The sequence below is a fragment of the Paenibacillus sp. EC2-1 genome, assembly GCF_049311625.1.
Classification (GTDB): Bacteria; Bacillota; Bacilli; order Paenibacillales; family Paenibacillaceae; genus Paenibacillus_AQ.
Genome location: NZ_CP186006.1, coordinates 724,990 through 751,635 on the forward strand (window position 1 = coordinate 724,990; position 26,646 = coordinate 751,635).

Genomic DNA, 26,646 nt, shown 5'->3' on the forward strand with positions numbered 1-26,646 from the left:
AGGATAGGTGTTGTACTTGCATACAGGCAGGTCTCCTGACTTGGGGTATAGAGTTCGGCGCCTTCCCAAAGGTCTAGCGTTGTAGCCTTCAGTGACTTAAAGCCGAAGTCATCTCAGAAACGCAAAAAATGCGATCTAAAACCCTTTACAGTGGCGGGACCGTGATGGATTTGCACCATGCTTCCCTATTAAGTGTGACAACTCTATGAAGTGTCAAACACCTGCATACACTATATTTGGTTGATGTTTATTAAATTTAACCCAATATATTGTGTTTGTAAACTCTTTTCTTAAAAATAGACGCAAGGTGAATTATAGCAAATGAGGAGGGAAATCGCCAATCTGCAATCCGCCAAAAGAGGGTGAGATTTCGCACATTTTGACGAATTACGACCTTTTCTAAGGAGATACACGCTTTATGAGTCATTGCGTTTGAGAGCATTATTTGAACGGGAATCGGTTCAAATGAGAATTTGAAATGATGTCCTAGACTGGTACAATAATGTTATGTAAAAGCCTATATTAGGAGGTTATCGTCCATGGCCATTGCTGAAGTAACTATCATTCCGATTGGAACGGCTACAACAAGCCTAAGTATGTATGTTGCAGAGATGCAGAGGGTGTTGCAGAAGCAGGAGAGAATCTCATATGAATTGACGTCAATGAGTACGATTATCGAAGGTGAATTGAGCGATGTATGGCAGGCTATTGCCGCGCTTCATGAAGCACCTTTCTTATCCGGTGCCAAGCGTGTATCCACATCTGTCAAAATCGACGATCGCCGGGATCAAGCTTCATCAAGCAAACAAAAGCTACAATCTGTTCAAGACAAGCTGGGTGGTTAACAAGGAGAGGACATGCTTTCAACTCCTTTCGGTAACCTAGCTATAAAGGGATAATTAGCGCAGCTCTCTGATATGGGGGCTGCGCTATTTTGTTATTGTTGAATTGACATAATTTACGGTACATTCACTCCTTGCTACTTTTAAAAACCTCATACTGGAGGATATAACCTTATGGTATTTTATGTGTTTATATATTAAGCCTATTAAAAATACCATCGCCATGAATTACTGTAATACTGGTGGGTGGTACGTAATATACACATATTAAGTCTAAAAGTGGCAGGGAGCTGAGTATCATTTCTATCGAATTAGCAACCATTACAGCAGTATTTATTATTGTGATATCTAGTACCTACCCGTTCTTATACTGGAGAAAAACAGGGAGTAATCGGTATCTTAGCGTAGGGTATAAACTCGTTTTTCTCCTACTATTTATGTTGTTATCTGCGTTGCTACTTCATTCAATAGTCTGAATAAATAGAATGAAATACCAAAAAGAGCTGCTGGTCTGCAGCTCTTTTATATTTATTATTCAGGCATAATCCATACAATCTCAGCGATACGAACGAAGAATTTTCTACCTCTAGTTTCGATAATGACATGATCTGGTTTTACGCCAGCAACGCATCCTTCCACGCTTCCGCGTGTCGTTTCAATAACAACACGTTTTCCCATAACCGATTGTAATGTTTCTACAACACATGGATCGACAGGATATACAACAAGTGGTTGCGTCATTTGAGGTGCTTGGTGATGGTGGTGCATTGGGTGTTGATGCATTTGATAATGATTCAATGATTTCACTCCCATATTTAAGTTATACCCTAAGGTATGCTTCTGCCTAAAAAGTGTGATGGGCGGGATTGTAATCAGTACTAATCTTATTTTCAAGTTAATATGCTAATGAACAAGCTATTCTTTGAAACTTTCATAGTATGAAGTAGAAAGGCAGCATCACTAAGTTCATATCAGAAAGGTCGTGGGCAAAATGGCTTGGAGCATGATTTTTGAGATGGTTGATCCGAAGTTGTTAATGGTCGTAGCGGCTTGTTGGGTTGTTGGTTATATTCTGAAACAGACCCCGAAGGTCCCCAATTGGAGCATCGTGTATTTTGTGGTTGTGTTCGCTGTACTTTCCGCGATAGGTATCATGGGCTGGGGGGTTGAGGCGATTGTTCAAGGAATTCTGACGGGGGCTTTCGCTGTATTTGGCCATCAAGCTATGAAACAGATGAGAGACAGGGATAAGTGAATAAGGTATTTGTGTAAAGCGAGACTCCTTTGACCGATATAGTCTTAGTAATCACATTTGAGAATTCAAAGGAGAAGCAGGTATGAACGTATATGATTTTACTGGCACATTAATGAGTGGAAGAGAAGTTTCGCTTGAGGAATATAAAGGGAAAGTCATCCTGATCGTGAACACAGCAAGCCAGTGTGGATTTACTTTCCAATATGCCGATTTACAGCGGCTATATGATCGGTACAAAGAGAAAGGATTTGTTATTTTAGGGTTCCCGTGTAATCAGTTTGCAGAACAAGAACCAGGTACGAATGAAGAAGTAAATACCTTTTGCATGATTAACTATGGTGTTTCCTTTCCAATGTTTCAGAAAGTTGAAGTGCGTGGGGAGAATGCTCATCCGTTGTTTAAATTCTTATCTGCATCCAAACCATTTGAAGGCTTCAATCCATTTCATTCTGTAGCCAAATTGTTAACAGCCATGTTAAATGAGAAATACCCGGATTATCTACCTGGAGATTCAATTAAATGGAACTTTACGAAGTTCTTGATCAGTGCAGAGGGAGAAGTGATCAAAAGATTTGAGGCGACTACGGACCCATTAGATATGGAGCAAGATATCGAGATGCTGCTGCAATCCTAATATCAATGATTGAAGACAAGTCTTAGGACTTGTCTTTTTTTATTAGGAATTATGTTTTCTGATTTGGACGTCATGATTGCCGAAACGCCCTGACCATTTGACTCCAGCAACATAAGATATGATGTGGCTAAAACAAAGGAGGAATGAAATCATGGGTGAAGTTGTTGGCGGATATGGCGTAGGTGGCGGATACGGTAGCGGAGTTGGAGCAATCCTCGTATTGTTTATCCTGCTTGTAATCATCACAAGTGCATTTATCTAATAAGGTATAGTAGTTCAAAGAAACCCCTGCAGCCTATGCTGTCAGGGGTTTCTATCAATAGTTTCTACATATTTTATTTAGTATATTGTCTTTCAATCCAGCAAATGTAACCACCTTTTTGCTTGATAATATAACTTCCAACCTATTATTGCCGAAACGCCCTGACCATTTGACTCCAGCGACATAAGATATGGTGTGGTTAAAAACAAAGGAGGAATGAATCATGGGTGAAGTTGTTGGAGGATACGGCGTAGGTGGCGGATACGGTAGCGGAGTTGGAGCAATCCTTGTATTGTTTATCCTGCTTGTAATCATCACAAGTGCATTCATCTAATAAGGTATAGCAGTTCAAAAACCCCTGACAGCTTAAGCTGTCAGGGGTTTTTTATCACCTCATCGAGGTATCGTTATTCAGTATGTTATCCTCCAACACAGCAGATTTATCGCCGTACTGTTTGATAATATGACCTTCGCCCCAATTACATAAAGAATCGAGTATGGATTTAAGACTCCATCCATATTCGCTAAGCTCATATTCCACTTTTGGGGGGACTTGATTGTATACGATTCGATTCACGATCCCGTCATGCTCAAGCTCTCTGAGCTGCTGCGTTAACATTTTCTGAGTGATTGCAGGCATGAGTCGTCTCAGATCACTCGTCCGTTTTTTTCCATGGGTTAGATGGCATAAAATAACGCATTTCCATTTACCTCCGATCACCTCAAGTGTAGCTTCAACGGAAATATTGTATTTTTTCTGTGTCACCGGATCAACTGCCTCCATATCTTTTTATCGTCATAGGTACTTTTTAGTGCCTATAGCACTTTAAAGTACGTACTGTTCATTTATATTCACAAGATAGATAATAACATCACCCGGCCGGTGAATACCATACAGGAGTGGAACAGATGTCGCAGGACAAAAAGCGAAGTGTTATGGCACTCATTGCCCTAGCCATAAGCGCTTTTGCAATTGGAACAACAGAATTTATTAGTGTGGGACTTCTCCCTATGATTGCTGAGGACTTAAATATATCGATTACCTTATCCGGGTTAACCGTTACTTTATATGCTCTAGGCGTTACATTTGGAGCGCCTATATTAACATCGTTAACAACAAGGGTTTCACGTAAAACGCTGCTGATGTGGATTATGCTTGTCTTTATCGCAGGCAACAGCCTTGCTGCACTTTCGAGCGGTATTGTCATGCTGCTTACAGCCCGTGTTATTTCAGCACTTTCCCATGGCATATTCATGTCTATTGGATCGACCATCGCAGCGTCACTCGTACCGGAGAATCGCAAAGCCAGCGCGATTGCAACGATGTTCTCCGGACTTACAATCGCAACAGTAACAGGCGTCCCACTGGGAACCTATATAGGGCAGCAAATCGGTTGGCGAGCTGCTTTTATATCGATTGTCATTATTGGTCTTATTGCTTTGATCGCAAATATGGTATTGGTTCCATCGCATTTAGGTAAAGGCAGCAAAATCTCTTTTCTTGATCAGGTTAAACTGATTACCAATAAGCAGCTGCTCACCGCGCTCATCATTACCGCACTCGGATACGGAGGAACCTTTGCTGTATTCACTTATTTATCCCCTTTGCTTCATGAGATAACCGGATTTAAGGAGACATCGGTCGCTTTTATTCTTCTGCTCTATGGTGTCGCTATCGCAATTGGTAACATCATCGGAGGGAAGCTCGCTAATCGAAATCCGCTCTCAGCTTTATTTTATATGTTTGCTATACAAGCTGTTATTCTCTTTATTCTGGCTCTCACGGCACCGTATAAAGTGGCAGGGTTAATAACCGTCCTAGCTATGGGGTTACTGGCCTTTATGAATGTGGCCGGGCTTCAGGTTTATGTAGTTACGCTGGCGGAACGTTATGTACCCAAAGCCGTGGATATCGCATCCGCTCTTAACATCTCTGCTTTCAATGCAGGGATAGCAATAGGGGCATATCTAGGTGGAATCGTTACGGCTCGTATCGGCTTGATTCATACAACATGGATTGGTGCTCTCATGGTGCTGGGGGCTGTTGTTTTAACGGCATGGAGTCGTGTTCAGGAGAGACAAGCTCACGACACTAGCGCTGCAGGAACAATTCAGAATTCGTAAAATATCAACTAACTTTCAGGAGGACATAATGATGACACACAATTTACAAAGCAAAAGCACCCTAAACAACGGTATTGAAATGCCATGGATGGGACTCGGGGTATTTAAGGTGGAAGAAGGAGTAGAACTAGTTGAGGCAATTAAGTCTGCCGTGAAACATGGATATCGAAGTATTGATACGGCTGCGATCTATGGCAACGAGCGTAGTGTCGGGCAAGGCATCCGTGAAGCGCTGGCAGATAACCAGCTTACAAGAGAAGAGTTATTCATCACATCCAAGGTATGGAATGCAGATCTCGGATATGAATCTACACTTAATGCTTACAAGACAAGCTTGGATAAGCTGGGTCTAGATTATTTGGATTTATACCTCATTCACTGGCCTGTGGCAGGTAAGTATAAAGAAGCTTGGAGAGCCCTGGAGACGTTATATAAAGAGGGGAAAGTCAAAGCAATTGGAGTGAGTAACTTTCAAATGCATCACCTCGAAGATCTATTACAAGATGCTGAAATTATACCCGTTATAAACCAAGTTGAATTTCATCCGTTCCTGACCCAGAAAGATTTACTAAGCTATACAAAAGAACAGAACATTCAGCTTGAAGCTTGGTCTCCCTTAATGCAAGGTCAACTTCTGGATAACGAAGTGCTGAAAGGTATTGCCGATGCACATAATAAATCTATCGCTCAAGTGATATTGCGTTGGGATTTGCAGCACGGTGTAATCACCATTCCAAAATCTACGAAAGAACATCGGATTATTGAAAATGCATCAGTATTCGACTTTGAACTAACCCTAGAAGAGATGGAGCAAATTGATGCATTGAATCAGGATCACCGTGTTGGTCCGGACCCAGACAACTTTGATTTTTGAGTTCGCACAAAAAGGGACGGTCCATCTATCTATCTCTAGGACCGTCCCTTATTATTAAGATAACCTACTATTGTAGTGTGTTATTTGATGTTCAATCAGAATGGTGAAGCCATTTGGATATCCACTACATTCACTTCCGCAATCCGGCCTGGTGTTACAATAGTCACTTGGCTTCCTTTAGTAGCCATAAGTAGCTGGAATCCCAGTGGAGAAACGATCGACATGCAGTGACTGCTCGGATCAGAATCCTCCGGCATACATAGTGTGTAGGAGATAACCTGTCTAGTATCAACATATTGTAGTGTAACTGTGCTCCCTAGAAAAACGAAATCAGGGCAAGGAACATCCTCACCAGTTGTATGGCTATTCAGGTGCTGCTCCAGCTTGAACATATAACGTTCAATGAAAGCTCTGGTGTTTTTACGTTCCCGTTTAATCCGAACATCTTCGGTAGGGGGGAGATATTGATCGAGAAAGAGCTTGAGCTGTTCGTCAAAAAATGATAACTGGGAAACGAGTGTTTCTCTAATGTTGATCTTCTGCAAATTCAAATTCATCGTCAATCTCCTTTACTCGTACTATGGTTCATCGTAGATTGAGATATAGCAAAAATGAAATATGATGCTTTTACCAATCCATTTCATCAATGATCCTCCCTGATGTACAAATGTTCACTTCAAGGTTCCGAACATGGTCTTCAGGATAATCTCGACAATTATAAATATTAGAATTGCGGTTGAGATGCAGGATACCGCAAATATGAAGATGCCTGCCCGATCTTTAGGTTTCTTTCCTTGTTCGGTTTTAGGAATAATCATATAAACATCCTCCGTATTCATAATCTTAATGGAAGGAACGTCTACAGTGATATACCGATAGCCTCAACCTCCTATTTAGCAGCCCGGACAAGAAATGTTACATTTAATGTAAAAATATTAGCGATAAACATGAAGGCATTTCGTTTGTGGTGTACAAACGAAATGCCTTCATTGTGGCTGCCGGATCTATGGCTCCATTATGCCACAAAGGCAGGGAATCGACAACATAAATGGCATGATATGTATGTTAAAGGGTGATGTAACATTTAATTACTTTTTTGATCCATCTAATGAATGTAAATATAGACGTACCCTGCAGAATACTTTCTGCAGGGTACTTAATAATTCTGGCGTTTAAGCGCATATATATTTAACCCCTGACGGCCTAATAAGGCACTACCAGTCGGTTCCTTGTGATTGAAGTTTAATATCGGGAACATTACTTCCAATACAACAAAAGCCCTGCCTCTCTTTCGTCCTTGCGGCTCCGAAGACCGCTCCAGTGTGAATCAGAAAACCAACATCTTTAAACTCTTACTTTTGGGTTAGAAAATAGGAATTTTTCTCAACTTCATGTGAGAATAGAAATTCTTGATGCGAGGAACTTACGGGGTTAAATATTAACTTACATTAAATTATCATATCATAGAGCGCGAGAAAATACAAGGGATATTATTTTATACGAGTAATATGCAACAAAATCGCTTGATTTTTTTGTCGATTCCAACGATATTCAATATATAGGTAAATTATACCTAATTTCTATCAATTGGTTGCGATCTACCCTACAACTCTGTTTATACCGGCATCATATTATTAATTGCGACGAAAGTAGGCATTTTATGGAACTTTATAAGTCCTTCTTAAGACAGCTTATCCGTAATTATTTGATTGGTTCTTTAATTGCGGTACTTGTAGTGGGTGGTGTGCTGCTGATAACCACCTTTGAGGTTTCTTATATTGAAGGAATACGCCTGTTAATGATTATGGGTATTTCGTTTCTGATCATGGTTGTCGCAGAAATGTGTGTATTTATGAGGCATCTTCGTTTGATTAAGGAGGCGTTAACTCAACCGAGTACGGATCTGCGATCCTTGGAAGCGGCCTATCTTCAAGCACATCTTATGCCGCGGCGGGCTGTTTACCGGATTTATGGGCCACATTTATTAGGATTGTCTTTACCGGCCATACTTATGACGATTTATATGCTGAACCATGGATTGTTGAGTATTCCTTCATTTTATATTTGGCTAGCATCCCTTGGGGCTGTATTGATTGCCAGCTGTCATGCAATGATCGAGTTTTTCTTAACCGTGGCAGCCATTCGGCCAGTGGTGAAAGAGCTAAGAAGACAGGCGTTGTCTCGATATGGAGTTGATTTTTCGCTTGAAGGACATGTGTTCACTGCGATTCGTACGAAATTTTTGCTTAGTACGATGCTCATTGGAACGTTTCCATTATTTCTGTTCAGTCTTGCGGCTCAGATTAGGCTAGAGGAATTTGATGAGATCGTATCTCAGGAGTACTGGGGATGGGCTGGAGTTATTCTATTGATTGGCGTAGCTTTTGCCTATATAGGGGCACTGCTCCTGACACAAGATATAAATCGTCCTATCCGTCAGATGTACCGAGCTATGAACGAAGTGAAGGAAGGCAATCTCATTCAGACTTCTAATCTATATTCAGATGAATTCTCCACTTTAGTTGCTGGTTTCAACATGATGGTTCGTGGTCTGCAGGTGCGTGAGGATCGTAATCGGAAACTGCTCGACAGTTACTTTGCTGCGCTGGCTGCTGCACTGGATGCACGAGACCCCTACACAGCGGGGCACAGCTTTCGTGTTGCCGAGTATTCGGTGCTTCTTGGAAAGTTAGCCGGGCTATGTGAGGAAGATATTGATCTGCTGCATAAGACCGCCCTGCTTCATGACATCGGAAAGATCGGAGTGAGGGATAATGTATTACTAAAAGAAGGGCGATTAACGGAAGAAGAATTTACACAAGTGAAATCACATCCGGAGCAAGGGGAGAACATTTTGCGCCAGATTGAACCAGCAGATGCTATGGCACCTTACCTGGAAGGTGTACGTTCCCATCATGAGCGCTTCGATGGTCGCGGCTATCCTGACGGGTTAAAGGGAAGAGAAATACCACTCTATGGACGCATTATAGCGGTTGCGGATGCTTATGATGCGATGACATCCGATCGCCCTTATCGGAGTGGTATGAGGGCATCTGAAGCGCTGAACATTCTAGAAGAGGGCCGGGGAACGCAGTGGGATCCCGATTTTGCAGGTATGTTCGTGAATTATATGAGGGCTACTAAGGAGAGCGCGTAAGAAGCTTAACAGCGATGTGTTCTGCTCTAGATCATCATAATTGTCAGAACCATACGACAGTATGTAACTATAATAACAGGGCACCCCTTCTTAACTTAGAAGAGATGCCCTGTTATTTTTAATTACTTCATGAGCTTATATTGGTCATTGGTCATTTCCAGTACTTCATCCATACCGGAGGTGATGTATACTTTCTTGTCCTTTGTAATAAACAGAGCCTCCACATGATCTAACTGTTCCGCGAATTCAAGACCACGATCAAGTCCCATAGAGAAGATGGAGGTAGATAACGCATCAGCATCAACTGATTTTTCTGTGAGGATGGTGACACTGCTTAAGTTATTATCAACAGGATAACCCGTCTGCGAGTCTAAAATATGGTGATAATATTTGCCGTCTTCCTCAAAGAAACGTTCATACACTCCTGAGGTCACAATCGTCTGGTTCTCAACTTTTAGGTTGCCAATGGGAATACCGCGTGTAAGGTCGGGGTCTTGAATACCGATGGTCCATTTACGACCGCCAGGCTTCTGACCAAGAGCAAGAACGTTCCCGCCAAGATCAATGATGGCACTATGGAAGTCATTGTCCGTCAAATATTTAGCAATGACATCTGCGGAGTAACCTTTGGCGATACCACCGAGGTCTAGAATCATGCCTTTTTGCTTCAGATATACTTCACGTTTATCTGGATTTAGCTCGATCAGATCATACTGGCTTAGTGGAATCAGTTTATCAATTTCGGCTTGATCAGGCACATGCGCACCCTCATTACCTATATTCCATAAGGAAACGAGAGGTCCGATTGCAAGATTGAAACGGCCATCTGTCATCTTGGAATAATCATAAGCTTTTTGGATGACACTAAAAGTCTCCTCAGACACTTGAACAGGTTTGATACCAGCATTACTATTGATCTTATAGAGCTCACTAGTGTTATTAGTGCGACTCATCTCAGCGTCAATCTTGTGTAGAAGCTCCTCAATTTCATTGAAATGCTGATCTGTGATTCGGCTATCATAAACCTTCACCTGAACGATGGTGTCAAATATATAGTATGACTTCTTAATGGGATCTTTGATTTCCGTCTGTTTACTAGTGGTCTTATCATTCGAATTTATGGAATTAGGGCCGGCGTTTGAACATCCCCCAACAATTAACAGGGCGGATAGGAGCAGAAGCAACGGAGATAGCTTGTTTTTTTTCACATCAATTCCTCATTTCCACCTGGTTTCGACTGGATTATAGCAGAGCCGACTGACGCGGGGATGTGAGACTTCTCATATTTTATTTAAAATTTTGATTAAAATTTTGGATTTGGTGATGATTTTGTGAAATCATTCTCAAAGGTGCAAAAATGGTTGTTTCCTACATTGAAGGATTGCCGGAGAGTGAGTATAATGAGGACGTCTAAGATTTATATAATCAAAAAATAAGGAAGATGCCTATGAAACGCGGTGACATGGTGCTGATTTCAGTTCTACTGGTAGCAGCCCTTATATTTCTTGTTCCGAGATGGTTAGGTGGAAGCGAAAGTGAAAAAAATCACAAAATTCCATTAACGGCAACAATTACGGTAGACGGCCAATTGTATAAGACAGTGGAGTTAACGGAAGAAGAACAGATCATTGAGATCAAGACGGATCATGGACTGAATATTCTAAAAGTACATGATTATGGCATCGAAATGATCGAGGCAGATTGTCCAGATAAAGTATGTTTAAGTTTTGGCTTTGTTGATAAGAAGAACCAGAGCATTGTTTGCTTGCCGCATAAAGTATTAGTTGAGTTGGAAGGTACTTCGGGAGGAGTGGATCAGGATGAAACCGACGCCGTTGTCAATTAGTGATTCAGCATTAATGCTAAAAAAGACAGTCATCATCGCCATATTTGCGGCTGTAGCTGTTGTCCTCAGTATCGTGGAATCATTGATTCCCGTAAACCTGTCGGTACCCGGTGCTAAGCTTGGACTTGCGAATATTATGGTGCTGACCTGCTTGTATTTCCTTCGTGGAAGAGATGCCATCACATTAATTGTGTTGAAGACCGTACTGACTGCAATGATTTTCGGAACCTTCTCTAGTTTCTTGTTTAGTTTGTTTGGTGCAGTTTTCAGTTTCGTAGTGATGTATGGACTTCTTAAGATAAGTGGAAAGAGATTGAGTCTGATCGGAATCAGTATCGCTGGTGGTGTGGCACATAATATTGGCCAATTGACCGCAGCTTCGATTATTTTCAAGACTTCTTCCATATTCTATTACTTACCGGCATTGCTGTTAACCGGTATCGTGACAGGTATTCTGATCGGGATCTCAGTTAGATATTTGGTGCCGTCTCTGTCGAAGTTATCTTTATTTGCTGGATTTACAGATTAATATACGAAGAACGAGAACAAGAGGGGGAGCTTGCGTGGATAAACCTGAACTTCATAGTCAAGATCATATGGAAGTTAACAAGTATGAGCGTGAAGGTGCCCCTCAAGCTCCAGCTGTATTAACACTTCAAGAGGTTAGTTTCTCGTATGACGGAGAGTCGGAGAATATCCGCTCCGTTAGTTTAACGGTAACGAAAGGGCAGTGGGTGAGCATTGCCGGGAGCAATGGGAGTGGTAAATCAACACTATCCCGGCTGTTTAATGGTCTTTTGTTTCCGGATGATGGGTTAGTTGAAACAGGTGGACTAAAGCTTATACCTGAGCATTTGAGCGCCATACGTCGTAAGGTAGGTATGGTGTTTCAGAACCCAGATAATCAATTTGTAGGCAGTACGGTAGAAGAGGATATCGCCTTCGGACTTGAGGGCTTGTGTATGTCTCGCTCAGCTATGAGAGAGAGAATTGATCGCTATGCAGAGAAGTTTGGTGTTAGTCACCTGCTTGGCAAGCACCCTTCGGAGTTGTCTGGAGGTCAGAAACAGCGAGTAGCGCTCACCTCCGTGCTAGCAATGGAGCCAGAGATTCTGGTACTTGACGAAGCTTCCTCCATGCTTGATGAACAGGCCAGAGGAGACTTAATTCGAATCCTGAAATCGATGCATGAGGAAAGAAGATATACGATTTTGTCGATCACACATGATGCGGACGAGATTATGGCTTCGGAGAGAGTGCTTGCGATGCGAGAAGGCAAAGTTATTGCTGATGTATCCCCTAGAGAATTGTTTGCGAACAAGGAACTGATGGCACTGTGCAATTTAGAGGCCCCATTCTCACACAAGCTAGCGCAGGAGCTGGAGGCACGTGGAGTGCACGTAGGGCGATCTGGTCATGAACAGGAGCTGATGGATTTCTTATGGTCATTCAATTAGATCAAGTATCTTTCGATTATGATGCTCGAAGTCCTTGGGCGAGTGTGGCTCTTCGTGATATTCATCTTGATGTAGAATCGGGCGAGTTCATTGGTGTAGCTGGAACGACAGGATCTGGGAAATCAACGATGCTCCAACTTTTTAACGGTATTATTAAGCCGACTGCAGGCACGGTATCTGTGCTGGATGTTACGATTCGAGCAGGAGAGAAGTCCCCGAAACTGCGTGAACTGCGGCGGCGAGTTGGATTGGTATTTCAGTTTCCAGAGCAGCAGATGTTCGAAGATACAGTCGAGAAGGATATGTGTTTTGGACCGATGAACTTTGGCGCAACGGAAGATGAAGCGAAGCAACTTGCTTTGAAGGCTTTTGGCAAAATGGGTCTTGCTCCTGCATTATTGCAGCGCAGTCCGTTTCAGCTAAGCGGTGGGCAGATGCGTAAGGTGGCTATAGCATCTGTACTTGCAATGGAGCCTGATATTCTCGTCCTGGATGAACCAACTGCTACGCTGGACCCGGTTAGCAGGAAAGAGCTTATACAGCTACTGGAGACGTTGTGCAAGGAAGAAGGAAAGACGATCATCATGGTTACACATCGTATGGATGAACTGCTAGAAGCCGCAGATCGCTGGGTTATCCTTCACGCTGGGCAGTGTGTCTTTGATGGTACTGTTCGTAAGCTAGCTGGCCAGCTGGACCTCATGGAGCAGTATGGCATGGCTGTGCCGCTTCCACTTCGCTACTGGAGCATTCTGACTAAGCGATTTGATCTTGAGCACGAAGAGCCATGTATTACCGCTGCTTCTTTAGCAGAACGGATTGCGGCTCTTAGGAGTGCAGACATGAGGGAAGTGAGGGAGGATCATGCGTGAGAAGTTATTAATCGGAAGAAGCATTGATACAGGCTCGTGGATTCATGCGCTGGATCCACGAGCTAAACTTGTATCTATGCTTCTATACGTTGTAGTGATTGTTCTTGTATCCTCATGGCCTGATATGCTCATGACGATCATTTTTTCCATCCTGATGATGTGGAGTACACGAATTTCGTATAGATACTACATCAAAGCAATGAAACCACTGCGCTTCCTAATGATATTTATATTTATTGTTCAGCTTCTAACCGTTAAGAGCGGGGATATCTGGTTTCGTATTGGTTCATTAACGCTATATAAAGAAGGATTGGAATTGGGGCTACTCAGCGTGCTGCGTATGGCTCTTCTAGTATCATTTACAGCCATCCTTACCTTTACGACAACGCCAGGCAAGCTCAATTTGGGATTAGAGGGTGTTCTAAAGCCGTTAAAGCATATCGGGCTGCATCCAGAACGTTTAAGTCTCATGATTAGTATCGCACTTCGGTTTATCCCGACAATTCTCGATGAAACTTACAAAATCTTAAAAGCTCAAGCATCCCGTGGAGCAGATCTGAAGGAACTGCCTTGGAAGGATAAAGCTAAGATGCTCGTTTCCTTGCTCGTGCCTGTAACGGTCAGTGCCTTCCGCAGGGCGCAGGATCTCATTCATTCGATGGAGTCTAGAGGTTTTGTCATAAACGAACCGCGTACCAGCCTCTACAAGCTCACATGGGCATTTCAAGATACCTGTTATCTACTATTGTTCATTCTGTTAGGTGTTGTTGTTCTACTCGTATAATCTGATCGTTCTCCTTCGGTATATCCCAGAAAGAAGGGGGAGCGAAATTCCGTATTTTGTTCTAGTTATAGAAAAAGGTGTCTGAGCAGCCGCTGTATAGGCTGCTCAGACACCTTTTATTTGGATTGTTTTAGATTAAGCTGCGGTGAAATATTGAAGAAGGACGCCCAGATCTTGATGTGCAGGAAAACGGGATAACTGCTGGATGATAGCTTCTGCACGCTCTAGAAACGAGTGACTGAACTGAGCTGTCTTCTCAAGCGCTCCACTTCGCCGTATGGCTTCGAGAGCCTGCTGGATGTCAGCCTCAGACGAATCCCGGCCGATGGAGCGTATCATTTCGGATAAAGCGGGATCTTGCAAAGCATACATGACAGGAAGGGTCACCTGACCGTGCCGGAGATCGCTTCCGGCTGGCTTGCCAAGTGTCTCAGCGTCTTTTGTAAAGTCCATCAGGTCATCCTGAATTTGAAAATGAAGCCCTAGGCATTCGCCAAATTCATATAACAGGTCTGCCGTCTGTGTGTCACAGCCCGAGGAGAGGGCGCCGGTCCGCAGACACGTCGCCATCAGCTGGGCGGTTTTATTACGAGATTTCTCCACGTATTGTTCCAGTGTTTGATCGTAATCAAAAGCATGAGACATTTGTTGATATTCCCCAATGCACAGCTGTGTGCTAGCAAGTGAAGATAAATCATGAACATATCGTTCCTGATCGGAGGAATAATGCGAGAGCAGCTCAACAATACGTAGTGACATATAATTGCCGATGTGAACCGCCTGACTTACACCTGTCTTCAAATGCATGGCTGGCTTTCCCCGGCGCAGATCCGATCGATCAATTACATCATCATGAATGAGGGAAGCGGCATGTATGAATTCAGCTGCTGCTGCAAGCTGCCATTGTTTGCGCCCAAGCGGCTTAGGACCGAAGCGAGCACCCACGAGCACCATAATTGGGCGAAGACGTTTACCGCCAGAGCGGATCAAGTCCAGCACACTTTTGGCTACAATAGATGAACGGGGAAGATCGGGATCAAATTTTACAATGTTCTCGATTTCCCGGTTTACCCGGTTAATATCTATGCTCAGTGCTTCGTGCAGTTTCATCTCGGATTCCTCCCCGCTACATGGCTCTACCTGCCTGCTTGTGCTTAAATTCTCCACACAGAAATGTCTCGAATTGTTTCGTTAGATCTTCATCTACGAAGCGTCCTTCAGCTAAAGCGATCTGCTGCCGTTTGAGTACAGGAGACAGATAACACACAAGATCGGTCTCGCGGTACTTAATGGCTAACTGTAGATAGAAACTGTATAGATAGTCACCATCTAATATATGTTTGGTCAGTTCGGGATCACTGAAGGAACAGTTGCGATGACGCTCCTGTGCCATGTAGAGCAAGCTGTAGAGGGCCATTAGAACCGTCTGCCGCTCAGGCTCCAACTGATGAGGATCCAGCACGTCAGCCATCCGGTTCATATCACGACAAGGAACATCGAGAATGATTCCGGCGATTGGGGACCATTCTTCTTGCAGTAGACGGAAGGTATCGTTCATCAGTCGAGAATTCATAAAAGCCCACTCCTTCGAAGACGTTTTGCGGATCAAAGTCCTTAAATAATTCTGTAGTTACAACGGAAGTCATATGCAATATGACATGCACATGACTTCCGTCTTATCATCAATATCGTTTCCTAATCAGTATACAAGTACCATCTTTTCACCAGAGGAACGTTCTTCCAATGTTTTTTGAGCCAAGGTAATACGTAGTAGTCAAGACCAAATGTGCTTCCTGCTCCGCCAATTGTTGCAATACCAGCAGTTACGAACCATAACATTTCATAAGGAGCCATACCGGATGTCCAGATCATAACACCCATTGCGATGGTACCAATGGAAGCTACGGCTGTGAACAGACCAGCGATAAGCATTAGACCGAACACGATCTCAGCTGCAACCATGCCGACTTGGAATACAGATGCAAGACCTGTGTAACCGCCATCTGCTGTATAGAAGAACATATCCATAAATCCACTTACCATGTCACTGATGAATCCAGGTACCGGCAAGGCTTCAACAGCATCCTTGGCAGTCGATACTGCAGAAGCAGCAGTTTGTGCATCTACAGTCTGAGTAACAGCCTCTACTGCTTGGCTGGCTGCAGTTGTTCCATCTGCTGTTGGAGCAGGCGGAATTAAGAATATGCGGTTCGGATCATCGATAATTTTAAGCAGCTTCTCCCAGCCTTCTGTCAGCCACATAACCCCAAGATAAATACGAAGTGGAACGAGCCAGAAATTCGGGGAACGCTTCGAGAAATGTCCTCCGACGAAGCTTCTACGGTTATTAACATGGAAGAACTCATGCATCATATAAGTCCATACTTTATTGAATCCAGCAACGGTAAACAGGTAGAACATATTAATGAAGTGTTTGGACAGCATCGCCATAAATCCGGTCAGCATGAACATTTTATTCGGCAGTCCTACATTTGCGACACCGTAGCGGCTACCGATGCAGACCATAGTTCCATGGAACGCTGGTTTATAAGATTTCTTGGTTCCGCCTGTAATATCTGCGTGCAAGTTGTGTGCGATGAGTGGAGCAGCATGCTCAGCATTCTCAACCATTTGCGGTACAGGGCGAGTCTCCCCTTCAGGGATGAAGAAAATGTTATCGCCTACGATGTACACATTTTCGTGATCAACACTTTGCAGCTTGTCGTTGGTTACGATACGCTTACGACCTTGTTGTTCAAGATCCAGGTTGCCAACAAGATCGGAACCTTCAACACCAGCAGTCCAGACAATCGTACTTGCAATGATTTCTTTGCCTTCTCCAAGAATGACGCGGTCTTCACCAACACCAGTAATTTTAGCTCCGGTGATGATCTCAACACCCATTTTTTGAAGACGTTTCTCGGATTTAGCAATCAGCTTATCTGGCAGAATTGGCAAGATTTTTGGTGCCATATCTGCAACAACGAGTCGAACTTCTGATTTATCGATATAAAATTCTTTGCACAGCTCATCGCGGAACTCAGCCATTTCACCGATAAGTTCGACACCCGTAAAACCAGCACCTACAACAACGAAGGAGAGTTTGGACTTGCGTACTGCAGGGTCCAGCTCTTTAGCTGCTTCACGGAAGCTGTGACGAATTTGTTCTTTTAAGCGAACAGCATCTTCAAAGGACCAGAGGGTAAATGCATTTTCCTCTGCGCCTGGAATGCCAAAGAAGGTTGGCTTACAGCCAGTACCAATGACCAGGTAGTCATATTCATAAACAGCTGTATCTGAAGTTAATTTCTTACCATCGAAGTCGATGTTATTGATTTCATCCAGTACGACATTTACATTTTGCCCTGCAAATATCTTTTTAAGATCAATCTTTACCGAATCCTCTGGTGTCCGGTTACATGCTACTTCATGAAGTTCAGTCAGCAGAGTATGATATGGATTGCGATCGATCAGTGTAATCTGAACATCTTTACTCTTTTTAAACTTTTTAGCCAGCTTTTTCGCTGTTAGAACGCCGCCATAACCGCCGCCTAATAAAACAATCCTTTTCACAATCGTCACCTCATTAGTTACAGTGTGTTATAAAGGGCAGAAGCGGGAGATAACTCCCGATCTTCTGCATGTAGTCTATTCTTTCAAACGATTATTTAGCTCCTTCAAGTGCCTTTTCAGCCAGTTTGAAGTATTCTTGAACACCGATGGAAACACCACTAATTCCATCTGTTTTACCTTCGTCGTTGAAGCTTACGCTACCTACACCTTGGTTCTCAAGGAAGAATTGCTGTGCTTTTTGAACTTGTTCGTGCCATTCAGCTTGAGCACCGCCTTTTTCCTTCATGCCATATTTACCTTCTTTGGAGAAGTCTTGTTTGTCTTCACCTGCTGCGTTAACGCCGCTAAAGTAAGCTGCAACAACTTTACCGTTAACAACGGTCAGATCAACGGTTGATTTCCAGCCGCTGTTTGCATCCATCTCACCTTCAGCGTGATAGGCACCATCTTTGTATGGACCAGCTTCAGTTGGGCCAGCCTGCAGTGCTTTTTGAGCAAGTTCTGCGAACTCGTCTACGCTGATGGAAACACCGCTGATTGCGTCTGTTTTACCTTCATCGTTCACTGTAATGGCTTTAGGGTCTTGCTTCTCGATCAGGAACTGCTCTGCTTTCTCAGCTTGTTCATGCCATTCAGCTTGAGCGCCGCCTGCCTTCATGCCATACTCACCGGATTCAGATACAGTTTTCTTATCAGGTCCGGCTTTAATATTCGTAGCGTTCCAATCCACGTCAGTGATTTTTCCGCTTTCTACTTTAAGGGTTACATTGGACTGCCAACCCGATTTTTCATTCATTTCACCTTGTGCGAAGTAAGTTCCGTCTTTGTATTCTCCTACTTTTACATCACCAGCAGGTGCTTCCGTTTGAGGCTTGTTTGCATCGTTCGCTTCGGGAGTTTTGTCTCCTCCACAACCTGCGAGTAGACCGCCAAGGATCAGTGTGCCGGACAAAATGATGGACAATTTCTTTTTCATACAGATGACCTCCACTATTTATTTAATATTTTGGTGAAAAATATGGTATTAAAATGTTGAAACATTTTAACAACGTAAGATATTCCCGGAATACGGCGCAAAACATAGTACCTTATTCCGTTCTAACGTGATGAGGCATATGCGGCTTTTTACCCGGTAAAAGCTTGGAAAGGTGAGTCGGTATGACTACCATTCGATGGAATCTTAGCATATAAAAAAAGACTTTAATGTGAAAATAATCACTAATTATTTAAAACCTGAGTTTTTAATTAAAATTTAATTTATTTTTAGGCGATATCAGGCTCGAATTACTGAAATGAAAGGCTATTTAGGATTCAGATGGGAGCGACTCGGGTAATCCCAAAATATAGAGAATGACGAATAGAGGAGTGAATAGGAATGGATAACAACGTATTCAAAGGGAAATGGAATCAACTCAAAGGTGAGGCTAAGAAGCAGTGGGGCAAATTGACCGATGATGACCTTGATGTAGTTGCAGGCGAAAAGGATAAGCTGGTAGGCAAGCTTCAAGAACGTTATGGACATTCCAAAGATGCGGCAGAGCGCGAATATACAGATTGGAGTGCCCGTTTTCGTGACTAGAAGGCACTAGATCATCAGGCAATTTGATTCCATCAAAGGAGCGGACTTGTCATGTATGGTACCAAGGTTGTGACTGGTAAGATAATCGAAATTCGTGATGATACGGTAGTCACCTTACATGGCGACACCGTCAGTACTTATCACCTGAGGTATTATAAGATGATAAGTGAAGAGCCTCTTCTGTTGATGGAAAGTGAATGTGCCGAATTAGAAGTGGGGCTCACATCGGATACAGCAGTCGATTCTAGCGGGTGGTTTCAGAGCGAGTGGAAGCCGCTTGTGTCTAGGTTGTCAGCTTTGATGAAACGTGTGAATCGCGCTTAGAGCAAGGGAAAAACGGATGCCGCTTTTAATAAGCAGCGTCCGTTTTTTTTGTATTACTGGAAACCGATGTAAGCGGGTGCATACAATATTTTCTTTACCTTATTGACAGTGGAAGATGCGGGTGTAGAATGGGGTCAAAGAGAGTTTGATCAGCCAATATAAGACATCAAAGGAGTGTATCCCCATCAAGGCTGTAAGAGTTATGCACAGACCGCATCGGGTGGTTTCCAGTCAGCGAAAACACTTGTTAACAGCTACTTGGGAAGGAGTTCCGGCCGTCATCTATCAGACGTTGCTAGGAGGACCGTTCTTAACAGGTTATCTGCTGTATTTGGGTGCTGAATCAAGAGAAGTTGGGTTTGTGCTTGCCGTTACGACGTTTTTTAATGTTATTCAGATCTTGGCAGCTTATTTGATTCAACGGTTACAGTACAGGAAGAAATCAATGATTGTGTTTACCATCTTAAACCGATTAATGTGGGGTGCAACGGGAGTTATACCATTTGTCTTTGAAGAGAAATGGTGGATTCCTACGTTTCTGGTAATGTACATGGGTGCTTTTATTACAGGTACAGTATCAGGGATACTCTGGACTTCGATCATAAGTGACATGGTTCCAGCTAAGATTCGGGGGCGCTATTTTGGCATTCGAAATACGATATTGAATGCTTTAGGCGCGCTCGTTCTGTTTGTTGGTGGGGTGATTCTAGATCGTTATCCGGGTGGTATGGGCTTTCTAATCTTGTTCATTATTGCGTGGATTGCTATCGCGGCGAACTTAACATTATTCTTCTTTTACCCGGATCCACCATTTGAACGTTCGAAAGAACGGAGATTTTGGCCGATGGTACGAAAGCCACTCTCGGACCAGCCATTTATTAAATCTACACTATTTCTAGGGGCATGGTTGTTTTTACAGACGCTTGTCGTCCCACTATACTCTTATGCTATGCTAGATGTACTTCATATCTCTTATTCCGTTATGTCGATTATGACCGTAGTTCAGACTGCAATCATGATGGTGGGATTCTATGTGTGGGGCAACTTGAATGCACGTTTCAGCAATCGGACATTGTTATATTGGACGCTTCCTTTGATTGCTATGTCGTGTATGTCATGGGGGCTCATATCTATTCTACCGATCATTCCGGTCCTCGTGCTGTCTCACATCCTTTTAGGTGCTGGAGTCGGTGGGTTCAATCAGTTAGCTTTTAACTTTATGATTGGGGATACACCGAAAGGCGAGCGACCGATGTTCATTGCCATGTATTCAGCAATCACAGGGCTAGCATCATTCTTAGGTCCTCTGATTGGTGGGCAAGTATTCAAATGGATGGAGGATACCCCTTCATGGATTCAGCAGTACGGATTTCAGACCATTGTTGGCGTAATTATGCTGCTAACGGCTTTTACACTCGGACGTAAAGTACTTCAAGCGGCGTAGGGACTAAGGTTTTTATTACTTATAGTAGGGAAAAAAAGGGGGAGCTTCCATGGGGATGACATCACTCGTTATGGGAGCGACGGGACTTGTCGGACGTCAGGTGACCCTGGAGCTGCTGAATCGTGATCACATCAGCGAAGTGCGGCTTCTGGTTAGACGTCCGATAGACATCGTCCATCCCAAAGTGACAGTGATTGAGACAGATTGGGACAAGCTGGATCAGTATGAAGCAGCTTTTGAGGGTGTGCATAGTGTATTCAGCTGTCTAGGAACAACGATTAAGAAAGCCGGCTCACAACAACAGTTTCGCAAAGTTGATCTTGACTATGTGCTTGCAGGAGCCAGACTGGCCAAGCAGGCGCAGGTACGTCAATTTCTCGCTGTGAGCAGTATGGGCGCTGATCCCAAGTCTAAAGTTTTTTATAGTCGGGTTAAGGGGGAAATGGAGGAGGCTTTATGTTCCCTGCAGTTTCCGGGACTCCATCTGTTTCGCCCATCACTCTTACTTGGAGACCGTGCTGAAAGCCGGCTGGGAGAAAATTTGGCTTCTGTGCTCATGACGAAGCTGGACTTCATATTTAAGGGGCGCCTTGCCTCGTACCGTGCTATACCGGCTTCCAAGGTTGCGAAAGCTATGGTTAACATTTCGATGACCAATACAAGAGGAAATCATGTATATCCGAACGAAGTTATTCATGTACTGGGCGAATGATTGCAGATCATTTATGATGGAATAAGAAATATGGTTTAAGAAAGGGGAATTACATATGACGAAGAATATTATATCGACTACGAAGGCTCCTGGAGCGATCGGACCGTATAGCCAAGGTGTAGAAGTTAACGGGATGGTCTATACATCTGGTCAACTCGGTTTAAATCCAGAGACAGGGGAGTTCGGAGAAGGCGTTGCTGAACAGACAAGATACTCGCTTAATAATGTAAAGGCAATTCTGGAGGCTGCTGGAACAACACTGGATCAGGTAATCAAGACAACGGTATTCTTGAAGGACATGAATGACTTTGCTGCGATGAACGAAGTGTATGGTAGCTTCTTCGCTGAGCCGTACCCAGCGCGAAGTGCTGTTGAGGTGGCTCGTCTTCCGAAGGATGGTCTTGTGGAAATTGAGGTTATTGCGGTTAAGAAATAGTTTTTTCTAAATAGGTAAGGGAGCTGTTCCACTACACGACTGAAATGTCCAATCGTGTGGTGGTAGCTCCCTTTTGTTTTAGTTGCGCGCTTTATTTCGAGTGAAGAATAACCATATCGAATAAATGAATAAGACAGCAGCCAGAATAAAGGCAGTGAGCAGAATACGATCCACATCCTTATGTTCAACGGCAATGGCGATATATGCCCAGACGAATACTAAAGGCAGGATGCTGTCACGGCTAGGATAACTAATCAAAAAGGCTATAACTGCGCCAATACATAGTAAGGTAATACTCCAGCCAAGCTCCGTAAGCCCTAACGGGGACCATCCATTTTTATGAATAACGATTCCCACATTGACTAGAAATGCGGCACAGATCCAACCTAGATAAATACTGAAGGGGAGTTTCACAAGCAGCTTCTCTCCGGTTGTAGGATACGCAATATGGCGCGTTTTTCGGTATATGATACCCACTGAAATGACAAGCAGCAGCATCGCGATTACGGACCACTCGATATAAAGGTAATGCCATAGGAAAAGCCATGTCATATTGAATACACAACTTAGAATAAACCATACACCGATGTGACGAATTGAATCACGCGTACCAGTGTCTCTGCGTATTTGGTAGATAACAAATCCACCCAGCAGTAGATAAATTAAAGACCATATGATAAAAGCATAGCCTGCAGGAGTCATATAAATATAATACATATCCGATATTTCTTTGGTACTACGACCGCCGAGTGGAAGCGCATTGGACAGGATATTGACGGTAATAACCGCAGCATAGGCTAGAGCGTTCCACCATCGAAAAGGATTGGTTCGGTACATGAAAACTCCTCCTTATAAGGTATGGATGATTTTATGATGGATATTTTCAAGGTATTCACGATTCATTCACTATATTGAATATACCCAAATTCATTGAAATCAAGCCTTAACTTAAAACGAAGGTTACACGGATTGTTCTTTTCGGTAATCATTAGGTGTCTGGCCCTCAAGCTTCTTGAAGACTTTGCTGAAATACTTCTCGTCTTGATAACCAACCATCTCAGCGATTTGAACCATTCTTAGATGAGGGTTGAGAAGCAGTAATTTTGCCTTATCTATGCGTATTTTTCCAAGAAAATCGGATAAGGTGACGCCAAATTCCTGTCTGAATTTACGAGAAATATATTCCCTACTTAAAAAGAAACGTGATGCAATATCCTGCAAAGAAATCTCCTCATGATACGAATTCTCCAAGTAACGCGCTATGTCATGGATAATGTGATTTTCCTTCGAATGCATTGGAGTCATCATTCTTGATGCTGCATGAATACGCCCTGTAATTTGCGTCTTCCAACGGTCCCAAGAGAGCATCCCCTGTTCATTGAATGGCAGGGGAGAAGGGAGGTCTTGAGATATTTCATCATCTTCTACAGGTGTCTGATCCCCGGTTTCTTCTGGCTCAGTCCATGCATGTTGTAGCCAATCCAGCTCCGCATTCCAGCGGTTAAGATGTTCGGGGGAGACTGCCCCTTGCTTCTGTACTTCGACTATCCATTGATTGACAGCAGATTCAATCTGTTCTTTATGGCCACTTAGGGCAGCTAGTCGGAATTTCTCTTCGAAGGAACCCATTCTTAAGTTCCTAGCACCACTGCTCTCTACACAACGTCCATTGTGGATACGGGAATCATTAATTAGCAAATTACGGCACCAGAGTGATTGTTCCGCCTCTTGGTATGCCTTCGGCAGATGCTCAGGGAAATCTGTTATGCTTGCTATCCCAAAGTGGACATAACGCCGAAGCGTGGAATAAATGCCATTGTTTATCTCGTTAAGAATCGTTGATAAGAAATTGGTGTCACCCCAGTAGAGAATGATAATGATGCCTGGTTTATCCATATGGCGGAAAGCTGTTCCTGTATCCTTTAGCATCTCATTACAAATATTGACCAGCGTGAAGGCAAGAAGGTCACGCCGGTTTCGAAACTTAGAAAGAAGATCTATGTCGAAGTGGATATCACTAATGACTGCGACAGAACAGGTATTAATATGGGCTGGAAGCGGTATTCGATCTTTGAGCTGTTCAATTCGCGAATCCTTATTTCCTTGTCCCTGAATCAAGTCTGTCCAAAGACGCTCTATATACAGTGGCTTCATCTGATTCATTTCAATCTTTTGAATCGTATGAAGGTGGCGTTTCTCTTCGTCACGGTACCAAGACGTTGCTGCTTTTGTGAGCGCTTCGTTTAAGGCAACGGGGTTGACAGGTTTCAGTATATAATCCATCCCTCCATGGAGGATCGTATGTCGAACGTATTCAAAGTCATCATACCCACTGACGACAATCACTTTGATCTCTGGCATATAGGCATGAATCCAGGTTAAGAGCTCGGTCCCATCCTTACGGGGCATACGCATGTCGGTTAATACAATCTGGGGAGTGTGCTCCTGGATCAATCCTATAGCTTCTTCACCATCGGCAGCTTCTAGAATTTCCGTAATTCCGAGCTCTTCCCACCGTGCTAATAATCGAATAGCGTCTCTGACGTGCTTCTCATCATCTACAAGTAATGTTTTCATCTCCAGTTACACTCCCCTTACGTTTATTTCTAAGGTAACAGCAACACCTTGGGGTTCCACATTCTCGACGGAGAGCAGAGCAGTATTATCGGAGTACAAATTAAGCCGCATCAACACATTGTTCAGTCCAATGGAATAGCCGGTATCTGCTTCCTCGTTACTGGAGACATGAAGAAGCATGTTCTGAAGCTTAGTCAATTCTTCAATATCAATCGAAGCTCCGTTATTCTCTATCCGGATGTGGAGACGGCCATCTTCGCTAACATTTGTTGAAACAGTTAGACGTCCACGCCCTGCTCGATTATCCATTCCATGTTTGAAATAATTCTCAGCAATAGGCTGCAGAATCATTTTAGGAACTGGCGCCCCGAGGCATTCCGGATCGATATCCCATACCACCTCAAGCTGATCACCAAAACGCTCTTTCTGGAGCTCAAGATAGAGCTCAAGATGATTAAGTTCATCTCGAAGTGTAACCATTGCCTCACTGTTCCGCATGTTATAGCGCATGATATCGGCGAGAGAGGACAGCAGTGAATAGATTCGAGGGACGTTATGCTGAAGAGCTAACGTACCAATCGACTGCAATGAATTATATAGAAAGTGAGGGTCGATCTGTGCCTGAAGCGCTTTTAATTGGTTCGTCTTATTTGCAATTTCAAGCTTGTACTCTCGCAGAATTAGGTTATTGATGGTGTCCATCATCTGGCGGAAGCGCCGGGCTAATGCTCCGATCTCATCCGGGCTTTTTACATCGATTTCGATGTCGAGCCGGCCCGTCTGTACCTGATTCATGTAACTTGCAAGTTGCTTGATGGGTTTTGTAATACGAATTGAGATCCATAGTGTCCCGAAAATGACAGTTAGAAGTGCTAATGCCGCAATAATGACATTAATGCTTGTCAGCTCCGTAGAATTCTTATACAAAGACTGGTGCGGAATTTGTTTCACCAAAGTCCAGGGGGCGAATGACACATCGAGCTTTTCGTATATACTCATCGCCTTACTGCCATCATAATAGCCCCTCTCCTTAGAAGAAAGTTCATTCAACAGCATTTTGTCGTTCAGTGTTGTTCCAAGCTCATCTGGATTTCCGCTGTATATCACCAAACCCTTGTCATCGATCAAATACAACTGCTCCTCACCTTCAGCGTAGAGCTGCTCGCAAATTTCGTTAATGCTGTCTAACTTCACATCGATCGCGAGTAACGCCTGCTGATCTTTGGAGGGGATATTCGTAATTGAACGATAAAATGTAAACACATTCTCATTAGACAAGTCAGCCGGTCTTGGCGTGAAACCGTAACTGTGACTCATATGTACAGGCTCAATAGCGGTATCACCTGTTCCGAAGTCCTCCAATCGGCGGTATGACTCTGAGCGATATTCCCGGCGGGGGACACCGTTCGTAACTTGGGTAGATTGATAGGACAGATTGTTATGAAGGTATACCTGATAAATATCCCGATTCGTGATCAAGATGGTTTGAAGCATGGTATAAATTTCAGCAACTACTCGGTAGTTATCCGGACTAAGTGCTAGGTTACGAAGAAAATGAGGATCAGAGTATACGGAAAGAGAAGCACGATTAATATTATTTAAATAGTTGGACAAGTTCGTTTTCCCTTGGTAGATAAGCCGCGCGTTTTCATTCACGGTCTGCTCCTTCACGGATTCCCGGGTATGAAACAAGGTGATGACAAGTGACAATAGCAAGGGGATGGTTGTGACGGCAAGCATGAATTGAATAAGCCTTGTACGAATACTACGCATTTTCATAAGGTCACCTCAGTGTTTCAACTTGGAACAGATCAAAAGGTCAATATATTACTCCTAATGGTTCATGATCCTCAGTGTTTTACAGCTCTAGACTGCAGGATAATGGTATTACATA

General features: G+C 43.4%; 30 protein-coding genes and 1 riboswitch. Of the genes, 18 read left to right on the forward strand and 12 right to left on the reverse strand.

All coding sequences use genetic code 11. The features are described from left to right. Nucleotides 1-8: 8 nt before the first annotated feature. Nucleotides 9-240: riboswitch (cobalamin riboswitch) on the reverse strand. Nucleotides 241-539: 299 nt separating this feature from the next. Then, the gene (locus ACK8P5_RS03455) at nucleotides 540-845 is read left to right on the forward strand and encodes an MTH1187 family thiamine-binding protein (RefSeq protein WP_422659598.1); all 306 of its coding nucleotides are present in this window, start codon (nucleotides 540-542) and stop codon (nucleotides 843-845) included. A 528-nt stretch (nucleotides 846-1,373) separates the two neighbouring features. Here ACK8P5_RS03455 and ACK8P5_RS03460 read toward each other — a convergent pair. Then, nucleotides 1,374-1,625 (reverse strand): YuzF family protein, encoded by a 252-nt coding sequence (locus tag ACK8P5_RS03460; RefSeq protein WP_422661361.1) that lies wholly within the window; start codon nucleotides 1,623-1,625, stop codon nucleotides 1,374-1,376. A gap of 208 nt (nucleotides 1,626-1,833) precedes the next feature. Here ACK8P5_RS03460 and ACK8P5_RS03465 point away from each other — a divergent pair, with 208 nt between their 5' ends. From ACK8P5_RS03465 to ACK8P5_RS03480, 4 genes are all read left to right on the forward strand, one after another. Continuing rightward, nucleotides 1,834-2,097 (forward strand): phage holin family protein, encoded by a 264-nt coding sequence (locus tag ACK8P5_RS03465; protein WP_422661362.1) that lies wholly within the window; start codon nucleotides 1,834-1,836, stop codon nucleotides 2,095-2,097. Nucleotides 2,098-2,179: 82 nt separating this feature from the next. Next, nucleotides 2,180-2,731: a glutathione peroxidase gene (locus ACK8P5_RS03470; protein ID WP_422659599.1), complete on the forward strand. Its 552-nt coding sequence runs from the start codon at nucleotides 2,180-2,182 to the stop codon at nucleotides 2,729-2,731. A gap of 151 nt (nucleotides 2,732-2,882) precedes the next feature. After that, nucleotides 2,883-2,993, forward strand: coding sequence for a YjcZ family sporulation protein (locus ACK8P5_RS03475; RefSeq protein WP_422659600.1), 111 nt, complete (start codon nucleotides 2,883-2,885; stop codon nucleotides 2,991-2,993). A 223-nt stretch (nucleotides 2,994-3,216) separates the two neighbouring features. Then, nucleotides 3,217-3,327: a YjcZ family sporulation protein gene (locus ACK8P5_RS03480; RefSeq protein ID WP_422659600.1), complete on the forward strand. Its 111-nt coding sequence runs from the start codon at nucleotides 3,217-3,219 to the stop codon at nucleotides 3,325-3,327. A 54-nt stretch (nucleotides 3,328-3,381) separates the two neighbouring features. On the opposite strand, the gene ACK8P5_RS03485 is transcribed toward ACK8P5_RS03480, so the two are convergent. After that, the gene (locus ACK8P5_RS03485; protein WP_422659601.1) at nucleotides 3,382-3,759 is read right to left on the reverse strand and encodes a winged helix-turn-helix transcriptional regulator; all 378 of its coding nucleotides are present in this window, start codon (nucleotides 3,757-3,759) and stop codon (nucleotides 3,382-3,384) included. A gap of 143 nt (nucleotides 3,760-3,902) precedes the next feature. Here ACK8P5_RS03485 and ACK8P5_RS03490 point away from each other — a divergent pair, with 143 nt between their 5' ends. Beyond that, nucleotides 3,903-5,117 (forward strand): MFS transporter, encoded by a 1,215-nt coding sequence (locus tag ACK8P5_RS03490; protein WP_422659602.1) that lies wholly within the window; start codon nucleotides 3,903-3,905, stop codon nucleotides 5,115-5,117. A gap of 31 nt (nucleotides 5,118-5,148) precedes the next feature. Continuing rightward, entirely contained in the window at nucleotides 5,149-5,991 is an 843-nt protein-coding gene (locus ACK8P5_RS03495) for an aldo/keto reductase (protein ID WP_422659603.1), read from the forward strand. Nucleotides 5,992-6,086: 95 nt separating this feature from the next. Here the strand turns inward: ACK8P5_RS03495 and ACK8P5_RS03500 are convergent, their stop codons facing one another. Continuing rightward, nucleotides 6,087-6,548: a GreA/GreB family elongation factor gene (locus tag ACK8P5_RS03500; protein WP_422659604.1), complete on the reverse strand. Its 462-nt coding sequence runs from the start codon at nucleotides 6,546-6,548 to the stop codon at nucleotides 6,087-6,089. A 114-nt stretch (nucleotides 6,549-6,662) separates the two neighbouring features. Continuing rightward, complete coding sequence (locus ACK8P5_RS03505; RefSeq protein ID WP_422659605.1) at nucleotides 6,663-6,809, reverse strand: hypothetical protein; 147 nt, start codon at nucleotides 6,807-6,809, stop codon at nucleotides 6,663-6,665. A gap of 842 nt (nucleotides 6,810-7,651) precedes the next feature. On the opposite strand from ACK8P5_RS03505, the gene ACK8P5_RS03510 reads away from it, so the two are divergent. Then, nucleotides 7,652-9,148, forward strand: a complete 1,497-nt coding sequence (locus tag ACK8P5_RS03510) for an HD domain-containing phosphohydrolase (protein ID WP_422659606.1) — start codon at nucleotides 7,652-7,654, stop codon at nucleotides 9,146-9,148. A 122-nt stretch (nucleotides 9,149-9,270) separates the two neighbouring features. On the opposite strand, the gene ACK8P5_RS03515 is transcribed toward ACK8P5_RS03510, so the two are convergent. Next, nucleotides 9,271-10,356 (reverse strand): FAD:protein FMN transferase, encoded by a 1,086-nt coding sequence (locus tag ACK8P5_RS03515; protein ID WP_422659607.1) that lies wholly within the window; start codon nucleotides 10,354-10,356, stop codon nucleotides 9,271-9,273. A 239-nt stretch (nucleotides 10,357-10,595) separates the two neighbouring features. Between ACK8P5_RS03515 and ACK8P5_RS03520 the strand changes: the two genes are divergently transcribed. Genes ACK8P5_RS03520 through ACK8P5_RS03540 form a run of 5 tightly spaced genes read left to right on the forward strand, consistent with a single transcriptional unit; the run spans nucleotide 10,596 to nucleotide 14,107 of the window. Next, a complete protein-coding gene (locus ACK8P5_RS03520; protein WP_422659608.1) occupies nucleotides 10,596-10,994 on the forward strand; it encodes a NusG domain II-containing protein in 399 nt (132 codons plus the stop codon). Next, on the forward strand, nucleotides 10,969-11,523 hold the full coding sequence (locus tag ACK8P5_RS03525; RefSeq protein ID WP_422659609.1) for a Gx transporter family protein: 555 nt from the start codon (nucleotides 10,969-10,971) through the stop codon (nucleotides 11,521-11,523). The genes ACK8P5_RS03520 and ACK8P5_RS03525 overlap by 26 nt, the downstream gene beginning before the upstream one ends. Nucleotides 11,524-11,557: 34 nt before the next feature. Next, nucleotides 11,558-12,451, forward strand: a complete 894-nt coding sequence (locus ACK8P5_RS03530; protein WP_422659610.1) for an ATP-binding cassette domain-containing protein — start codon at nucleotides 11,558-11,560, stop codon at nucleotides 12,449-12,451. Further along, nucleotides 12,436-13,323: an energy-coupling factor transporter ATPase gene (locus ACK8P5_RS03535; RefSeq protein ID WP_422659611.1), complete on the forward strand. Its 888-nt coding sequence runs from the start codon at nucleotides 12,436-12,438 to the stop codon at nucleotides 13,321-13,323. The genes ACK8P5_RS03530 and ACK8P5_RS03535 overlap by 16 nt, the downstream gene beginning before the upstream one ends. Continuing rightward, the gene (locus ACK8P5_RS03540) at nucleotides 13,316-14,107 is read left to right on the forward strand and encodes an energy-coupling factor transporter transmembrane component T family protein (protein WP_422659612.1); all 792 of its coding nucleotides are present in this window, start codon (nucleotides 13,316-13,318) and stop codon (nucleotides 14,105-14,107) included. The genes ACK8P5_RS03535 and ACK8P5_RS03540 overlap by 8 nt, the downstream gene beginning before the upstream one ends. A gap of 135 nt (nucleotides 14,108-14,242) precedes the next feature. On the opposite strand, the gene ACK8P5_RS03545 is transcribed toward ACK8P5_RS03540, so the two are convergent. The 4 genes from ACK8P5_RS03545 to ACK8P5_RS03560 form a co-directional block, all read right to left on the reverse strand. Then, complete coding sequence (locus tag ACK8P5_RS03545; protein ID WP_422659613.1) at nucleotides 14,243-15,217, reverse strand: polyprenyl synthetase family protein; 975 nt, start codon at nucleotides 15,215-15,217, stop codon at nucleotides 14,243-14,245. A gap of 16 nt (nucleotides 15,218-15,233) precedes the next feature. Then, nucleotides 15,234-15,680: a hypothetical protein gene (locus ACK8P5_RS03550; RefSeq protein ID WP_422659614.1), complete on the reverse strand. Its 447-nt coding sequence runs from the start codon at nucleotides 15,678-15,680 to the stop codon at nucleotides 15,234-15,236. Nucleotides 15,681-15,802: 122 nt separating this feature from the next. Next, nucleotides 15,803-17,680, reverse strand: a complete 1,878-nt coding sequence (locus ACK8P5_RS03555; protein ID WP_422659615.1) for an FAD-dependent oxidoreductase — start codon at nucleotides 17,678-17,680, stop codon at nucleotides 15,803-15,805. A gap of 91 nt (nucleotides 17,681-17,771) precedes the next feature. Next, entirely contained in the window at nucleotides 17,772-18,656 is an 885-nt protein-coding gene (locus tag ACK8P5_RS03560; RefSeq protein WP_422659616.1) for an FMN-binding protein, read from the reverse strand. Between the two features lie 399 nt (nucleotides 18,657-19,055). On the opposite strand from ACK8P5_RS03560, the gene ACK8P5_RS03565 reads away from it, so the two are divergent. The 5 genes from ACK8P5_RS03565 (at nucleotide 19,056) to ACK8P5_RS03585 (ending at nucleotide 22,175) form a co-directional block, all read left to right on the forward strand. Beyond that, nucleotides 19,056-19,259: a CsbD family protein gene (locus tag ACK8P5_RS03565; protein WP_422659617.1), complete on the forward strand. Its 204-nt coding sequence runs from the start codon at nucleotides 19,056-19,058 to the stop codon at nucleotides 19,257-19,259. Nucleotides 19,260-19,310: 51 nt separating this feature from the next. After that, complete coding sequence (locus ACK8P5_RS03570; protein ID WP_422659618.1) at nucleotides 19,311-19,583, forward strand: hypothetical protein; 273 nt, start codon at nucleotides 19,311-19,313, stop codon at nucleotides 19,581-19,583. Between the two features lie 202 nt (nucleotides 19,584-19,785). Further along, nucleotides 19,786-21,027, forward strand: a complete 1,242-nt coding sequence (locus ACK8P5_RS03575; RefSeq protein ID WP_422659619.1) for an MFS transporter — start codon at nucleotides 19,786-19,788, stop codon at nucleotides 21,025-21,027. A 49-nt stretch (nucleotides 21,028-21,076) separates the two neighbouring features. Continuing rightward, entirely contained in the window at nucleotides 21,077-21,739 is a 663-nt protein-coding gene (locus ACK8P5_RS03580; protein ID WP_422659620.1) for an oxidoreductase, read from the forward strand. 55 nt (nucleotides 21,740-21,794) lie between these two features. Next, a complete protein-coding gene (locus ACK8P5_RS03585; RefSeq protein ID WP_422659621.1) occupies nucleotides 21,795-22,175 on the forward strand; it encodes a RidA family protein in 381 nt (126 codons plus the stop codon). 78 nt (nucleotides 22,176-22,253) lie between these two features. Here the strand turns inward: ACK8P5_RS03585 and ACK8P5_RS03590 are convergent, their stop codons facing one another. From ACK8P5_RS03590 to ACK8P5_RS03600, 3 genes are all read right to left on the reverse strand, one after another. Next, a complete protein-coding gene (locus ACK8P5_RS03590; RefSeq protein ID WP_422659622.1) occupies nucleotides 22,254-23,012 on the reverse strand; it encodes a tryptophan-rich sensory protein in 759 nt (252 codons plus the stop codon). Between the two features lie 123 nt (nucleotides 23,013-23,135). Further along, nucleotides 23,136-24,752: a response regulator transcription factor gene (locus tag ACK8P5_RS03595; RefSeq protein WP_422659623.1), complete on the reverse strand. Its 1,617-nt coding sequence runs from the start codon at nucleotides 24,750-24,752 to the stop codon at nucleotides 23,136-23,138. 6 nt (nucleotides 24,753-24,758) lie between these two features. Next, nucleotides 24,759-26,531, reverse strand: a complete 1,773-nt coding sequence (locus ACK8P5_RS03600) for a cache domain-containing sensor histidine kinase (protein WP_422659624.1) — start codon at nucleotides 26,529-26,531, stop codon at nucleotides 24,759-24,761. Between the last annotated feature and the right edge of the window lie 115 nt (nucleotides 26,532-26,646).

Excerpts from the sequence above, each read along its gene's own strand:
- ACK8P5_RS03565 (WP_422659617.1), top strand. The coding sequence starts at position 19,056 with ATGGATAACAACGTATTCAAAGGGAAATGGAATCAACTCAAAGGTGAG.
- ACK8P5_RS03570 (WP_422659618.1), top strand. The coding sequence starts at position 19,311 with ATGTATGGTACCAAGGTTGTGACTGGTAAGATAATCGAAATTCGTGAT.
- ACK8P5_RS03585 (WP_422659621.1), top strand. The coding sequence starts at position 21,795 with ATGACGAAGAATATTATATCGACTACGAAGGCTCCTGGAGCGATCGGA.
- ACK8P5_RS03600 (WP_422659624.1), bottom strand. The coding sequence starts at position 26,531 with ATGAAAATGCGTAGTATTCGTACAAGGCTTATTCAATTCATGCTTGCC.
- ACK8P5_RS03520 (WP_422659608.1), top strand. The coding sequence starts at position 10,596 with ATGAAACGCGGTGACATGGTGCTGATTTCAGTTCTACTGGTAGCAGCC.
- ACK8P5_RS03595 (WP_422659623.1), bottom strand. The coding sequence starts at position 24,752 with ATGAAAACATTACTTGTAGATGATGAGAAGCACGTCAGAGACGCTATT.
- ACK8P5_RS03535 (WP_422659611.1), top strand. The coding sequence starts at position 12,436 with ATGGTCATTCAATTAGATCAAGTATCTTTCGATTATGATGCTCGAAGT.
- ACK8P5_RS03460 (WP_422661361.1), bottom strand. The coding sequence starts at position 1,625 with ATGCATCAACACCCAATGCACCACCATCACCAAGCACCTCAAATGACG.
- ACK8P5_RS03525 (WP_422659609.1), top strand. The coding sequence starts at position 10,969 with ATGAAACCGACGCCGTTGTCAATTAGTGATTCAGCATTAATGCTAAAA.
- ACK8P5_RS03455 (WP_422659598.1), top strand. The coding sequence starts at position 540 with ATGGCCATTGCTGAAGTAACTATCATTCCGATTGGAACGGCTACAACA.
- ACK8P5_RS03505 (WP_422659605.1), bottom strand. The coding sequence starts at position 6,809 with ATGATTATTCCTAAAACCGAACAAGGAAAGAAACCTAAAGATCGGGCA.
- ACK8P5_RS03510 (WP_422659606.1), top strand. The coding sequence starts at position 7,652 with ATGGAACTTTATAAGTCCTTCTTAAGACAGCTTATCCGTAATTATTTG.
- ACK8P5_RS03545 (WP_422659613.1), bottom strand. The coding sequence starts at position 15,217 with ATGAAACTGCACGAAGCACTGAGCATAGATATTAACCGGGTAAACCGG.
- ACK8P5_RS03480 (WP_422659600.1), top strand. The coding sequence starts at position 3,217 with ATGGGTGAAGTTGTTGGAGGATACGGCGTAGGTGGCGGATACGGTAGC.
- ACK8P5_RS03495 (WP_422659603.1), top strand. The coding sequence starts at position 5,149 with ATGACACACAATTTACAAAGCAAAAGCACCCTAAACAACGGTATTGAA.
- ACK8P5_RS03580 (WP_422659620.1), top strand. The coding sequence starts at position 21,077 with ATGGGGATGACATCACTCGTTATGGGAGCGACGGGACTTGTCGGACGT.
- ACK8P5_RS03590 (WP_422659622.1), bottom strand. The coding sequence starts at position 23,012 with ATGTACCGAACCAATCCTTTTCGATGGTGGAACGCTCTAGCCTATGCT.
- ACK8P5_RS03550 (WP_422659614.1), bottom strand. The coding sequence starts at position 15,680 with ATGAATTCTCGACTGATGAACGATACCTTCCGTCTACTGCAAGAAGAA.
- ACK8P5_RS03470 (WP_422659599.1), top strand. The coding sequence starts at position 2,180 with ATGAACGTATATGATTTTACTGGCACATTAATGAGTGGAAGAGAAGTT.
- ACK8P5_RS03465 (WP_422661362.1), top strand. The coding sequence starts at position 1,834 with ATGGCTTGGAGCATGATTTTTGAGATGGTTGATCCGAAGTTGTTAATG.
- ACK8P5_RS03475 (WP_422659600.1), top strand. The coding sequence starts at position 2,883 with ATGGGTGAAGTTGTTGGCGGATATGGCGTAGGTGGCGGATACGGTAGC.
- ACK8P5_RS03500 (WP_422659604.1), bottom strand. The coding sequence starts at position 6,548 with ATGAATTTGAATTTGCAGAAGATCAACATTAGAGAAACACTCGTTTCC.
- ACK8P5_RS03575 (WP_422659619.1), top strand. The coding sequence starts at position 19,786 with ATGCACAGACCGCATCGGGTGGTTTCCAGTCAGCGAAAACACTTGTTA.
- ACK8P5_RS03560 (WP_422659616.1), bottom strand. The coding sequence starts at position 18,656 with ATGAAAAAGAAATTGTCCATCATTTTGTCCGGCACACTGATCCTTGGC.
- ACK8P5_RS03490 (WP_422659602.1), top strand. The coding sequence starts at position 3,903 with ATGTCGCAGGACAAAAAGCGAAGTGTTATGGCACTCATTGCCCTAGCC.
- ACK8P5_RS03540 (WP_422659612.1), top strand. The coding sequence starts at position 13,316 with ATGCGTGAGAAGTTATTAATCGGAAGAAGCATTGATACAGGCTCGTGG.